The organism is Paenibacillus faecis, from assembly GCF_008084145.1.
GTDB classification, from domain to species: domain Bacteria; phylum Bacillota; class Bacilli; order Paenibacillales; family Paenibacillaceae; genus Fontibacillus; species Fontibacillus faecis.
Genome location: NZ_VSDO01000005.1, coordinates 428,509 through 440,613, shown reverse-complemented (window position 1 = coordinate 440,613; position 12,105 = coordinate 428,509). Strand labels below are relative to the sequence as shown.

Here is a 12,105-nt window from a genome sequence, read left to right as displayed (position 1 = left end):
GAATGTAGGATTTATAATTATGACGATTGAAACAGTTCCCCATGTTGGTTCGGAATATATTCGGGGTAATGCCGGCGATAAAAATTGTCGATCATACGCAGCATGGGGTCCCGCTCCGGGTAAGGCTCGGGACTGGCAAACTCCATTTTGGCTTCCGGGGTATTCATTAAAAAATCGTCACCCTGCGCAGGAACCGGCAGGCCTCGTTTGGTTCTGACATGTCTGAGGAATAAAATTTCATAAGGATAGAAGCCGTATCGATAATCGCCAAATTCGTGGAACTCCCCGATCTCGGAAGCCTGTATCGAGTGGAATAATGCCATGCCGTTGATTAACGGCGCTATCTCTGCCGGGTCAGACGACAACCACCGATCCAGTGCCTGCCGGTACACCTCCAGATCATCCGGGATCGAGTCATGCGGCAGCCCCGCTTCTTTCAACTGTTGCCTCACAGCGAGATGTACGTTCCGGTCGGTTCCCGCGACGGTCTTGTTCCTGTACTGTAAGTACAACTCCAGCAAAAACCAGACGTGTTTGTTCTCCTCGTTAACGTCCAATATGTTGCTGCCCAAGCGGTTTACTATGAAATCAAAGAGAATATCTTCTTCCTTCGCCCACCCAAACATCGCAAAATGAATTAAAGCTACGATAACGCCACGAAAATTGTAATTCTTTATCATTTTGGGATACCTGACTTTATAAAGATCCTGTGCCATACACTGATAGAAGACGACCACCTGCATCTGCTTGAGGCCGTCCAGCCGGTTTCCTCCAGTAATCAGCACGTCGCTTTTCCATTGGGATAAGTAATAGGAGGCGATGGAATTCAAATCAATCAGTAAAATATGATCTTTTTCCGTTTGGTTCGAATCGACGATTTCAATCACTTCTTTATGATTCTCTTGATATCGTCTTTGAACTGTCTCAAACTTAATTCCATCCCCGAAGTTTTTGCTGTATCTTCTGAACGACATATCGAGCTTCTTGGGGTTGAGCATGTTATTAACCATTAAAGTATTCCTCCTCCGTGACCATCATGCCAATAATCAGGGAATCCATCCAGTACAATCCGCTCCAATTCTACTAGATTCTGCAAAACCCGTTCAGAACCCGTCGGAGCTTTGAGAGACTAAAACTACAGATCAACCCCAACCCGATACTCCATCCGCAAATCAGCCGTACTTTTTCTAAACACATCGATGAGCTTCAGGGCATTTTCGGTAGGAGCATATTTGAATTTCAGCTCAAAAATAAATCCGTCAACGGACTTCGCATCCGGGTATACCGCGTAAACCTGCCCGCTTTCAATAAATGAGAGATATGCATTCATTTTGTCCTGCAGCAGGGTTAGATGCTGAAGCTCGTCGCTCCAATCCAGGTGATCCGCCAGCAGTAACGCTATTTTATTCTCCGTGTTGCTCTTACCGATCCCATCTACTTGGTTCTTGTCCAAGATCGACATATGTAGTCTCCTTTTCCTAATCCGGATCTGATAGTTTTAACAGTTCCCCCAGATTGCTTAATTCTCTCAATTTAGTTATTCTATTAACTCCCCAACAACACCTTAACAAACCCCTTAGAAATATTAAAAACTCAATATTTCTAAGGTTCGCTCCGAAAATCTATTCACGCTACCTCCTTCAAGGTGCCTTCCAACCCCCCTTCCAACTCCAAAAAGATGCAAATCTGCAGGTATTTAAGCCGATTTCCGAGGGAATGTGAAAAAAGATGCAAATCTGCAAGTATTTCTAGCGATTTTAGAGAAAGGGGGCGGTTTCGTCAAAAATTCCTGCAGAATCGCAGGGATTTACATTTTTTCGTTCCAAACAAGAAAAAAACATGCAAATATGCAGGAATTCTATGTTATGAAGGCTGTCTGATGGAGCACTACCCCGATATCTCGCTCCTGACCGCTATTCTCCCAGTGCCAAAATGCTCCCGAAAAAAGCGGGGATCAAATAAGCGTCCGGGAGAACTTGTATAGGTATGTACTGATTTAGCGGAGCGGGCCCGATTCGTTCTGCTGCTATTCATAAAGTCGTAAGGAATCGTTTCATCGAGGTTAAAGGTTAAGGTGATTCGTGGCCTGCTCTCGGCTACAATCCTGATCGAGGCGTAGCAATCCTCCAGGAAAGATAGCCTCCCCCCGGAGATACATACCACATCTCCTTTCCGCAGGGTGTATGGCCAGCTATGGTACCGCCGACGCCCCGTATGAAAGCCGCCTTCAACCATTTCGAAATCAGCCCCCTTCACGCCTTCGATCCGCACGTGGATGGTTCCAAATACAAACAGCGAATCCTCCTCCGAACGAACCCCGAGACGCTCCAGTTGATCTTTAACATCAAAAATATTTATTACGGTGTTCATTAGTTCAAATTCATAAGACCCGCTTATATCCCTGGGAAAATTCAGAAAAATCACCGGCGAAAATTCTCCGTCATTCGCTACAATTCCATCGAACTCTTCGTGGCTTATATCCAGCGTAATGATCATAAGCTTTCTCCCGTCTCCATCTCTATCATTTCGATGAACTTCCAAATATCTCATGCATTTTCCTTACAAAATGACCGCAGATCCTCAGCGGAAATATAGTTCTGTATCGTTACTTCATTTAGAATTTGAATATGTTCCATGCTATCTCTCCAGTTCAAGGGACTTCTTCCGGTTTTCTGAACAGACAAAGCGTCTCCAGGGCTTCATAAATACTGTCTCCGAATTTGTATAAGGAAGCTCCATTCTTTCCAAATACCTTGCCTGATTTCGAGATGAGCAAAATAAAATGACCGCGGTATGCCTCTCCAACGACAATAAGCGGCTCTTTCACACGCTCCTCAAATTCCGCGAAGTCTTCTTTTTCGTAATAATCCCCTACAGTCTCTTCAGGACTAAAATGAAAGGCTTCCCAACTCCCATCCGGATGCGCAAACTTAACCTCCCTCCCGCCAAATAGGCTTAATGTCTCAAGCACAGCATCGAATACTTCATAACCCATTGCTTCCAAAAATTTCACGGTCGGAGTTATATCGATACTAGTGTCTGGATTCCAGCCTGACTGGTGAAGCATCTCTTTGGTTTTGATCGATATATTATCCATAAAGTCACTCTTAAAAGCTTCCTGTCGCTTGCTCATCTTGCCTCCTGAAATAAGAGAATTTCAAATCTGTTAAATAAGATATAATAAACTTATGTACATATAGCCGCTGAATCTATTTAAAATACAAAAAGGTGATTTCAATGAAACCAAAAACCATACATCCCTGGGAACTAAATGAAGAAGAAGCTGTTTCCCTACAGCGGGAACTGGCCAAAAAGGTCATCCAACAGGATCAATCCCACGATATAACCTATGTGGCTGGTGTGGATGTAGCGTATTCGAAACAAAGCGATGTGTTGATTGCCGCCGTAGTTATTTTGGAGGCGGCTTCACTAAAGCTTGTGGAATCCGTAACCGTGGAAGATCGGGTCCATTTCCCTTATATTCCCGGACTGTTTTCCTTCAGGGAACTGCCCCCGGTCATAAAGGCGTTCGAGCAGATCAAGATCCAGCCCGACCTGGTCATCTGCGACGGTCAAGGCATCGCGCATCCCCGCCGATTTGGTCTGGCGAGTCATTTAGGTGTTCTTTTGGATATTCCGACGATCGGCTGCGGAAAAACGAGATTACTCGGAACCTATGATGAACCCGGGGATTCTCGCGGGAGCCATTCCCCTCTCATCGACAACGATGAGGTTGTCGGCCATGTCCTAAGAACGCAGGACCATATTAAGCCTATATTTGTTTCTATTGGGCACAAAATCTCGTTGAATGCCGCGTCAGCATGGATCTTGAAACTTTCGCCGCAATACCGTCTGCCCGAAACAACCCGTCAAGCGGATCACCTTGTAAAAATCGCCCTAAGCAGGCTTAATCCTTCCTAGGGACGGAGCCTGCCAGCAGGCTGCTGTTTATTTTTTCTTAGTCAGGAGATAGCTCTGTTTAATCATCTCGTGTATTTCTTCTTCCGGGACGCTGCCGTCCAGAATAATGGAATTCCAATGGTCCTTATTCAGATGAAAAGCCGGAACCACCGAAGGGTAGGCCTGACGCCAGAACTCCAAGGCACCCGGTTCACATTTTACATTGACCCAAATATGGCCGTCCTTTTCAAAGATCCACGCAAACACTTTATTCGTTTTCATGTGCCGCACTACGGTCCAATTTTTATCGCGAAAAGGAGTATCTTCATAGGCAGTTCCCAAACTCAAACAATAATCAATGGCTTCTCGTCTAGTTTTCAAGCAAAGTCCCACCTCCTATCCCCTTTCTTAAAACATTCCCCACGGCATAAACCCATGCCCGCTTATCAAGTGATCCCAAGCTTCCATAGCGGAGTCGCCCAACTTCCCGGTACTGCAGTACACCTTTCCGCTCTCCGAAACAAACAGCAACAAGTTATCGCTGTCGATCATCCCCACAGGAACTAATTTCTCTCCCGCATATTGTTCCTCCGATTTGAAACTACCGTGTCTATAATAGTCCGTGAACCGGATACTTGTATTATGCGTTTCTTCGTTTACCGTATCCTCGATCACCAAATCGCCGAATTCTCTCATGAAATCCTCGACCGTCGGAAAAACAACATAACCCCGTTGTTCGAGATCTTCTTTTATTTCGGTTATATCGATTTTCCTTCCTGCATACCATCCGGAGTCTCTTAGTATTTTCAGTGTTTCTTTGGTCGGTATATCCCCAGTCTTCATGTATCGGTCCCCTTAACGTGCTCCATCCTTTGTTATGCTTTCGATTTGAAACCCATCGCTATCCGACCTCACCCGGTACAGCTCATCAAAGCCTTCCTGATAAGAAGGGGGCTGAAGCTTTTTCAAGGTACTCCGGATTCCCACCTCCGCCACCTTTTCCTTCCCCTGCCTCCGCTCGTTTCGCTCCACAGACAACTCATAATTAGGTTCAAAATAATAGCCCACGATCTTGAATTTATACTTTTGCGCCAATTCGATATACTTTTTCCGGTCCTCCATGGTCGGATTCGTGTTATCCACGACAAACGGGAGACTGGTTCGCAGCGAGGCCTCCAGAAACACGCCCTCCCGATGCCTGGACCTCAACATGTCGAGGTTGATTCTCATATGGGTTTTAAAGAACTTTTCCTTGTAAAAGGTGGATTTCCCGGAAGCCTGGATTCCGATAAAAATAACGCATTCCATCACTATTCATCCTTCGCCAAATAGACGTATTGGTTGATGTACTCCCGATCCTGGCTAAAAATCGGCGTATCGAGATCCACTTCCCACCTGCTGCGCACCGCTTCTCCCTTTTGGTACGATTGCTTTGTAATGCATGCTCCCCGCTTTTGCCAGACGGGCAGGTCGTTCCAGTTGATGCCTTTCTCCAGGAACAGCTTGTCCTGAAGTTTTTTCCCGTCCAGCCCTTGCAATTCCTCATGCGGAAAATGGGCCTGAGCCACCATCGAAATGCTGTTTTTGGTCGCGTCCTGCTGTCTCCAGAGAAAATAGTTCGCCACTTCATCATGGGGCAGCACCCAAGCCCGGCTGTCAAAGGTAGCCAGCGGTTTGTCCGGGTAAGCTGGTTTAATCACCTCATTGAACTTGGCGGTAGCCATGGAGGCTGAAACGGAGACGATCTTTTGCAAATTATTTTCGAACCAGGACTGTGTGGTCAGCTTATCGTAATTGGTCAACAGGATGGAAATTTCGTCGCTTTGGTGGTAAACCAGCTTGCAGCCCATGATGTTCTGGGCCAGATATTTGCACGTCTCCCAAAACGCTTGAATTAATAACTCGTCAAACGGCTTCTTCATTTCCCGGGTAAAGGTGTGAAAATGAGAACCGTCGATCCGAATGATCACCGGGAGCCGCTGGGGCAGCGTTTGCCGGAAAATATTTTCGTACCCCTTCATGCGATTGCCAAAGTCGTCTTTTTTCATAATGTCCGCCTTACTCTCCTTAATTCAATTTACTCCTACCGGCTTCCCGCAAACAACATGGCGGCGAACCGATTGTCCGTCGTTAATTCCCCTCAGTAGATTCGCAAAGCTCCAATACGTCCGTAAACACCGCATCACCTAACGTCAACCTTCTGTTAAACGGCCTAAGCTCACTTAGTTTATCTCATTCATAAACCGTGTCATAAAAATCATACAGATAGCTCAGTTCGGTGTAACCATGCGCGGACATCATCTTGTGTATTTGGTTGGATCCTTGAATGAGTTCCAGCGATTCGGGCGTACCTGTCATTTCGTATGTACCTTCAATAAGGTGATGCCTGAGCGAATAACTACAATCCATAATGTAGACCGGCAGCAGCTTCGAAACTTTTAGACTGATTTGCTCTTGTAAGTAAAAACCCTCTCCACCTCTACGCGGCTTCAAAAACAGATGGATATCGAACGAAGGATACATTCGGTTTCTTAATTCCACGTTCTTAAACGGCTCCAGACAGTAGAGCTTCTCCGGTACTTTTGCTTCCTCCGCGCACTTTTCCATGTACCAATCATCCAACTCTCTGTGGATCAGTAAACGCTCGAAAAAATCCCCAACATCCGGATGTTCCTCGATAAAAAGCTTTCCATGCTCCATGTTCCCAACTTCCTAACTCAAAAGATAGAAATGCTAACTCATAAATCGACCGCTAAATCGACGCTGCCATGAGCAGTGCTTAAAACAAAAGATGTTCCTCTAAAAATTGGTACCAATCGTCATCTTTGGAACCCATCGTGCTTACACTCTCGCCGGATTCGACAAATTTCCGTCCGATCTCCGCGTAAGACTCCCCCAAAAAATATCGCAGTATAAAGTGACGGAAGTCCCCATAGTTCTCCAGGACATAGGATTGATCCAACGGGCCTCCGAATAAACAAGCTACATGACCATCGCCTTTGTTAAGGAACAGGGGGTACTTATCAATTTTCCCTATGCAAATCCACTCACCGATACCCCCTTGCATTTCCTCCGCATAAAACTGGAGATCGCCGACTTTTCGCTGTCCAAAAATCGTGATGACGCCTCCGTTCAATATCTCATAACGATTTGTAATTACATAGTAATCTTTCAAAACACTATTTTCGAGGTTGGCAACTTGCTCCTCAGTAGGAGCTCTAACCATCTCGGCAAAAGTTAAACTAAGCGGATCTTCACTTAAGATCTCTAAGATGTTGTCGATTGTGTTGATGATCGATTCGAGCATGTCTGTCTCTTCACCTTTCTGTTGGATTAATAAGGCCTTTACTACAGTTCCAACCGTATTTTTTCGTATTTAATATGTATTCTCTTACCGGTACAAAAAACGATTCGTTAAATTCCAAACTCACCTTGGCCTGCGTAGCTACAGACAAATCGCATCTCCCCCTAACCATTGGTAAAAGTATCAAAAATTTCTTTATAGATTCCGATTATATTATAGAGACAGCTCTAACAACCTAAATATTGGAAAACCAGAAAGGTGGAATGATATGTATTCCAAGTTAATAACCTCACTCGTACTGTTTGCCCTTTTGGCAGGCTGCAGTTCTTCTCCGGCTTTGACCCGCAACCGTGACTCATCCGATCTGGCTGCGACCGGGAAATCTACGGCTTCTGCAGCTACGGAACAAAAGATTTCGATCACAAAGGGGAAATATGTAACTGCCCCGGGAACCTCCTTAAGTTTTACTCTTCCAACGGATTTCCAACCTGCGAGCGGTTTTGCAGGTTATGAGAGTCTGAAGCACCAAGCCAGTATCCTGATCCTTGAACTTCCCGTACCCGATGGATCGCAGGCTATCTCCCATCTAGACGAAATGTACACCGCCGACCTGCTAAAAAACAAAGGTTTAGAGCTAGTTTCAAAAGAAACCTTAACGACTTCCCATCAAAACCAGGCTCTCCTCCTCAAATGCAGTGTCGCTAAGGACGGGATCACTTATACCCAATGGATTTATCTCTTGGAAGGTAAAGGGCAAAAAATGGGGCAAATTCAGGTAAGCGCTCCGGAAAAACAATTCAAACTCATTGAGGAGCAAATCACGGATATGCTCTCCACCTTCCAATGGGAAAGTAAATCCTTGGAATCGGAAACTTACTATGCACTCGATTTACCGACGGATTGGAAACTTGCGAAACAATTTGGTGTTATGGAACTGTACAGTAAAGGCGGCATGTTTCCCATCCCCGAAGGTGAGTCCTCCCTCGGCGTGACGAACCTGCAACAAACCGTTCCCGCCAAAAAGAGACAGGCGTACATAGAAAAGATGAATTTGAAACGAAATTACTATACCGACCTGGAAGTCATCGATTCCAAGGATGTTGAAATCCATGGATACCCCGCTAATATCTCCTATGTTTCCGGGATCGAAACAGAGACATCAAAGCCGGTGGTCAAGCAGTATTGTTACATATTTCTGGATCAAACCGTTATTTTTATTGAAGCCGATCAAACGAAAGACCTTGACGAATCGGAATTTGAAAAGATTGCGACCTCCTGGAAATTAAAATAATTCACAAGGCTCATTCCCTTTCCTCATTCATGTGGAATGAGCCTCTCATGGGAACAAGGCTCACTCCATTACCGCCAATACTTCATCACCTGGCTTTATCTTCGTAAAATCCTCGGAATCATAAATAATAAGTCCAATATTTATACCTCCCCAGATCGAGGTGGAGATATCCATTTTTTTCACTTTAAATATCAACTCTTCAGTGGCGGTTCTTACTATAATATACTTATCGACAAGATAAGGTATTTTTAAATGGTTTAAGGTAATCTCCGGACCCAATCCCCCTGAGATCAGAGAACCCAGTTTTGTATCCATGATAGCCATCCCGACCCGCATGATGTGTTTATATGCCGGAGGCTTAGAGCGGATGTATACCACCGACCCTAATGGTATATCTGAGGGGGTTATTGATGTACCGAGACAGATGCCCACCCTTTTTTTATCAGTCGGTGAATTAGAAACCTGAACCGAAACCACTTTCAATTCTAACCCCGTATGGTCCGGTGTCTGAAGAATGATCAAGTCGCCAATCCCATTTATCGATGCCGGAACAGGGTGGTTTCCGACTATAATAGTTCCGTATTCATTGGATTCAAACACATCATCGACATCCATTAACTTTTGCATTCCTTACCTTCCTTCCACTTGCTTTTCGTGTTACATGAACAAAGAAGGAACATTCAAAATTTGGAGGTTGCTAAATGAAAAATCTCAAGTTACCTTTTTCACTAGCCCTCATTTTGATTGTACTTGTGTGTGGTCTCGTTGGTTTATTTGCAAAGGGTCGTGACGTTTCTAACAGCACCAATTATACCAAAAATGGGGAAATTGAACTTAAAAAAAGCGACTTCAGCAAAGTTTTTGAGGGTGACGTGCCTGTTTACTTGGGGGACGGATTGTGGGTTGAAGAACTCTCCTATGAGGAATTAATTCACCAGATTGCTGCAAATCGGAATGAATCTACAGAGAAGATCAGGAACATTTTTAGCAAAAGTGGATCATCCGGAGCAGTTGATGAGATTTTTTATGTTCATTTTTATCAGCCATTTGAAGTTGGAAATACCGGTTATCTACTGGGTCATAAATGGCGACTTTTATGATAATGGTACTACCCAAACATCTTTTAGTGGGGCGGTTGGAATGGACGATGACGCTACGCTAAGCTTTTCGGTTGAAAATCAAAAGGGGCACTTCGGGTATGTTTATAAAACGGGCTATATGGACAACCGATAAATTCCTGCATATCTGCATGCTTTTTTCTTGTTTAGAACAAAAATTTCAAAATTCCTGCAAATCTGCAGGAATTTTTGACGAAACCGGCTCATTTCTCTAAAATCGCTGGAAATACCTGCAGATTTGCATCTTTTTTCGCATTCCCTTGGGAATCGGCCTAAAATACCTGCAGATTTGCATCTTTTTGGAGTTGGACGTTTGGAAGCACACTTGGCGCCTCTTTGTATGTGACATATCACTTCCATTAGCGATTAAGCCACCTTTTCCTTTCGTTATACATAGTAGCTTGAACACTCCTATGATAACGAACCCATCAGGTGTTTCGCATGCTTCGCGTTCTCAACTGGCTAAAGCCCCAAATAAAAAAGGGACTCTTAGCCGCCGGCTGTGGAATCCCTTTTTTACAATACCAGCTTTAATAGCTGCTTTATTCTACATTTTCGAACTGCAGGCCGCCGTTATTAAGCACGAATCCGTACGCGTTCCCCAATTCCTGCAACTCGCTTTCACTCACTTCAACAATCTTGCTGATGTTGTTGTTCTCATCCCGGACAACTTGAAAATCGGTCGCTCCGCCCCCGTCATAATAAAATTTGGCGAACTTCCCTTTCTCTTTGGGGTCCTGATCCAGGAACAGGCGAATATGCTTGCCATTGTACAGATATCCGTCTTTGGCTTTATCGTACTTCAGGCCATAGGCTGTATAGTCTTTTAACGCATCGTAATTAAAATCGGCTATGGCTTCTCCCTGCTCCGAGGAGGCCGAGGAAGGCGCAGATTGCCCTCCGGCATCACCCCCGTTTTCCACGGCGTTCATTTCTACCGCGGTTCCTGCGAAACTGCTGCTTTCTTCTCCGCTTGATTGTTCCGCAAATGCTGACACGGCCCCCAACACTAAAATGAGCGAAATGGCCGCTGTCACGATCGTCACTTTTTTCAATTTCATAATGGACACGATCCTTTCCCGGGTCGCATTTTTGCTAAACCCCTGATATAAGGGAGTGTATCTCCCTTTGTGCTCCGCTATCGACAAGAGGCATAACGCATAGTCCGCTTTGTGCTTGGTGCCGAGATGGTTGATCACTCTTGAATCGCAGACCATTTCGATCTCCCGGTTCAGATAGAAGTACATCAGCCAAACCAGCGGATTGAACCAGTGCAGGCACAGGGCCGCAACCGCAGCCATTTTCCATACCGCGTCGAAGTGTCTGATATGCATGTATTCGTGGGTAAGAATATACTCCATTGCGGACTCGTTCCCCGTATCCAAGGATTTGGGCAAAATAATCTTCGGCCGCCATATTCCGCAGGTCAGCGGTGTATCAATCCGGTCATAGGTCAAGATGGAGAGCTTCCGCCGCAGGGGGTGCTTTTCCAGCCAAGCTTCAATCACAGGGTGATCTCCCCGCAAAGGCAGCGCGGTCCGCAGTTCCCTGCTGCTCCTAAAATAAATAACCAAAACCGCCATAACCATCAGCCCCGCGCCCCCAAGCCAAATGGCCGTAAGATGCTCCGGCTTTAGCCGCCAATCGGAATCCGTCAAGGCTGCACGATCCGCTTTAAGCTTTCCGTTCTGCTCTACGGTATGCCCGGAAGTTGGACCGGGGCCCGGGAACACCACGGCTGAGCCTGTATTTGCGTCATAACCGGAATCATGGAATTCAACCGGCACAGGCAGCTGCGGAAGGATGGGAAGGGATACGGGAACAAGCAGTCTGGCAAGCACGATTCCCCAAAGAACGAGAAATAACAATCTGGGTAATCTGTGGATAGCCACAGACCGCAGCAGGGCAACAAGAATAATCAGAGCACTCGCCGACAAACTCATCCGGAGAATATCCATCATCGCCGCCTCAGCTTAAGTTTTCCACAATTTTTTTCAATTTGTCGATCTCTTCTTTGCTCAAGTTCTTCTCATTGACAAACGCGGAAAAAAACATCTCCGCCGACCCGTCGAACATTTTGTTGATCAATTCCTTGGTCTCGTGCGACTGCACCTGCTCTTTGGGAATAAGCGCTTCGCAGACAAAGCCCGGGTCGGATCGCCGGATGGCTCCTTTATCGATCAGCCTTTTGATGACCGTGTAAGTCGTATTCCTGTTCCAGCCCGTTTCCCGTTTTAAAACAGCCGCCAGTTCACCCGCCGCCAGCATCCCATCCCTCCATAAAATTTCCATTACTCTTAATTCGGAATCAAACAGTTTAATTTCCGTTCACCTCTTTCCATATGAATGACTACTGTTGTAGTCATCAATCATACTACTCCAGTAGTCACCTTTTTGTCAAATATATCCTTCAGTTAGGCATATAAACAACTTTGTGCCGTGCGCAGACCGGCCTGTTTCCGTTCCAAAGCCCGGGGAGCCGACAGCAGTGA

General features: G+C 45.6%; 16 protein-coding genes. 3 read left to right on the top strand and 13 right to left on the bottom strand.

Annotation, left to right across the window (positions count from 1 at the left end; all coding sequences use genetic code 11):
- Positions 1–17: 17 nt before the first annotated feature.
- From FRY98_RS23670 to FRY98_RS23655, 4 genes are all read right to left on the bottom strand, one after another.
- A complete protein-coding gene (locus FRY98_RS23670) occupies positions 18–998 on the bottom strand; it encodes a hypothetical protein (RefSeq protein WP_148457384.1) in 981 nt (326 codons plus the stop codon).
- A gap of 137 nt (positions 999–1,135) precedes the next feature.
- Complete coding sequence (locus FRY98_RS23665; RefSeq protein ID WP_148456769.1) at positions 1,136–1,462, bottom strand: DUF6572 domain-containing protein; 327 nt, start codon at positions 1,460–1,462, stop codon at positions 1,136–1,138.
- A 425-nt stretch (positions 1,463–1,887) separates the two neighbouring features.
- Complete coding sequence (locus FRY98_RS23660) at positions 1,888–2,496, bottom strand: hypothetical protein (protein WP_148456766.1); 609 nt, start codon at positions 2,494–2,496, stop codon at positions 1,888–1,890.
- Positions 2,497–2,650: 154 nt separating this feature from the next.
- Positions 2,651–3,133, bottom strand: a complete 483-nt coding sequence (locus FRY98_RS23655; RefSeq protein ID WP_148456764.1) for an SUKH-3 domain-containing protein — start codon at positions 3,131–3,133, stop codon at positions 2,651–2,653.
- Positions 3,134–3,237: 104 nt separating this feature from the next.
- Between FRY98_RS23655 and nfi the strand changes: the two genes are divergently transcribed.
- Positions 3,238–3,921, top strand: a complete 684-nt coding sequence (gene nfi / locus FRY98_RS23650; protein WP_148456762.1) for a deoxyribonuclease V — start codon at positions 3,238–3,240, stop codon at positions 3,919–3,921.
- Positions 3,922–3,948: 27 nt separating this feature from the next.
- Here the strand turns inward: nfi and FRY98_RS23645 are convergent, their stop codons facing one another.
- The 6 genes from FRY98_RS23645 to FRY98_RS23620 all read right to left on the bottom strand — a co-directional run bounded on the left by FRY98_RS23645 (position 3,949) and on the right by FRY98_RS23620 (position 7,207).
- Positions 3,949–4,281: an MmcQ/YjbR family DNA-binding protein gene (locus FRY98_RS23645; RefSeq protein WP_148456760.1), complete on the bottom strand. Its 333-nt coding sequence runs from the start codon at positions 4,279–4,281 to the stop codon at positions 3,949–3,951.
- 27 nt (positions 4,282–4,308) lie between these two features.
- On the bottom strand, positions 4,309–4,743 hold the full coding sequence (locus FRY98_RS23640) for an SUKH-3 domain-containing protein (RefSeq protein WP_148456758.1): 435 nt from the start codon (positions 4,741–4,743) through the stop codon (positions 4,309–4,311).
- 12 nt (positions 4,744–4,755) lie between these two features.
- A complete protein-coding gene (locus FRY98_RS23635) occupies positions 4,756–5,208 on the bottom strand; it encodes an ATP-binding protein (RefSeq protein WP_148456756.1) in 453 nt (150 codons plus the stop codon).
- Between the two features lie 2 nt (positions 5,209–5,210).
- Positions 5,211–5,948 (bottom strand): tRNA(His) guanylyltransferase Thg1 family protein, encoded by a 738-nt coding sequence (locus tag FRY98_RS23630; protein WP_148456754.1) that lies wholly within the window; start codon positions 5,946–5,948, stop codon positions 5,211–5,213.
- Between the two features lie 184 nt (positions 5,949–6,132).
- The gene (locus tag FRY98_RS23625) at positions 6,133–6,600 is read right to left on the bottom strand and encodes a hypothetical protein (RefSeq protein ID WP_318249409.1); all 468 of its coding nucleotides are present in this window, start codon (positions 6,598–6,600) and stop codon (positions 6,133–6,135) included.
- A gap of 79 nt (positions 6,601–6,679) precedes the next feature.
- Positions 6,680–7,207: a hypothetical protein gene (locus FRY98_RS23620; RefSeq protein WP_148456752.1), complete on the bottom strand. Its 528-nt coding sequence runs from the start codon at positions 7,205–7,207 to the stop codon at positions 6,680–6,682.
- Between the two features lie 265 nt (positions 7,208–7,472).
- Between FRY98_RS23620 and FRY98_RS23615 the strand changes: the two genes are divergently transcribed.
- Entirely contained in the window at positions 7,473–8,495 is a 1,023-nt protein-coding gene (locus FRY98_RS23615) for a DcrB/PsbP domain-containing protein (RefSeq protein WP_148456750.1), read from the top strand.
- A gap of 60 nt (positions 8,496–8,555) precedes the next feature.
- Here the strand turns inward: FRY98_RS23615 and FRY98_RS23610 are convergent, their stop codons facing one another.
- Positions 8,556–9,122: a hypothetical protein gene (locus FRY98_RS23610; RefSeq protein WP_148456748.1), complete on the bottom strand. Its 567-nt coding sequence runs from the start codon at positions 9,120–9,122 to the stop codon at positions 8,556–8,558.
- A 74-nt stretch (positions 9,123–9,196) separates the two neighbouring features.
- On the opposite strand from FRY98_RS23610, the gene FRY98_RS23605 reads away from it, so the two are divergent.
- Positions 9,197–9,595 (top strand): hypothetical protein, encoded by a 399-nt coding sequence (locus FRY98_RS23605; RefSeq protein WP_148456746.1) that lies wholly within the window; start codon positions 9,197–9,199, stop codon positions 9,593–9,595.
- 560 nt (positions 9,596–10,155) lie between these two features.
- Here FRY98_RS23605 and FRY98_RS23600 read toward each other — a convergent pair.
- Positions 10,156–11,574 (bottom strand): M56 family metallopeptidase, encoded by a 1,419-nt coding sequence (locus FRY98_RS23600; RefSeq protein WP_148456744.1) that lies wholly within the window; start codon positions 11,572–11,574, stop codon positions 10,156–10,158.
- A gap of 7 nt (positions 11,575–11,581) precedes the next feature.
- Positions 11,582–11,929 (bottom strand): BlaI/MecI/CopY family transcriptional regulator, encoded by a 348-nt coding sequence (locus FRY98_RS23595; RefSeq protein WP_334073961.1) that lies wholly within the window; start codon positions 11,927–11,929, stop codon positions 11,582–11,584.
- Positions 11,930–12,105: the final 176 nt, after the last annotated feature.

Coding starts and splice junctions, on each gene's coding strand:
- FRY98_RS23625 (WP_318249409.1), bottom strand. CDS start 6,600: ATGGAGCATGGAAAGCTTTTTATCGAGGAACATCCGGATGTTGGGGAT.
- FRY98_RS23605 (WP_148456746.1), top strand. CDS start 9,197: ATGAAAAATCTCAAGTTACCTTTTTCACTAGCCCTCATTTTGATTGTA.
- FRY98_RS23610 (WP_148456748.1), bottom strand. CDS start 9,122: ATGCAAAAGTTAATGGATGTCGATGATGTGTTTGAATCCAATGAATAC.
- FRY98_RS23655 (WP_148456764.1), bottom strand. CDS start 3,133: ATGAGCAAGCGACAGGAAGCTTTTAAGAGTGACTTTATGGATAATATA.
- FRY98_RS23660 (WP_148456766.1), bottom strand. CDS start 2,496: ATGATCATTACGCTGGATATAAGCCACGAAGAGTTCGATGGAATTGTA.
- FRY98_RS23635 (WP_148456756.1), bottom strand. CDS start 5,208: ATGGAATGCGTTATTTTTATCGGAATCCAGGCTTCCGGGAAATCCACC.
- FRY98_RS23600 (WP_148456744.1), bottom strand. CDS start 11,574: ATGATGGATATTCTCCGGATGAGTTTGTCGGCGAGTGCTCTGATTATT.
- FRY98_RS23665 (WP_148456769.1), bottom strand. CDS start 1,462: ATGTCGATCTTGGACAAGAACCAAGTAGATGGGATCGGTAAGAGCAAC.
- FRY98_RS23630 (WP_148456754.1), bottom strand. CDS start 5,948: ATGAAAAAAGACGACTTTGGCAATCGCATGAAGGGGTACGAAAATATT.
- FRY98_RS23640 (WP_148456758.1), bottom strand. CDS start 4,743: ATGAAGACTGGGGATATACCGACCAAAGAAACACTGAAAATACTAAGA.
- nfi (WP_148456762.1), top strand. CDS start 3,238: ATGAAACCAAAAACCATACATCCCTGGGAACTAAATGAAGAAGAAGCT.
- FRY98_RS23670 (WP_148457384.1), bottom strand. CDS start 998: ATGCTCAACCCCAAGAAGCTCGATATGTCGTTCAGAAGATACAGCAAA.
- FRY98_RS23620 (WP_148456752.1), bottom strand. CDS start 7,207: ATGCTCGAATCGATCATCAACACAATCGACAACATCTTAGAGATCTTA.
- FRY98_RS23615 (WP_148456750.1), top strand. CDS start 7,473: ATGTATTCCAAGTTAATAACCTCACTCGTACTGTTTGCCCTTTTGGCA.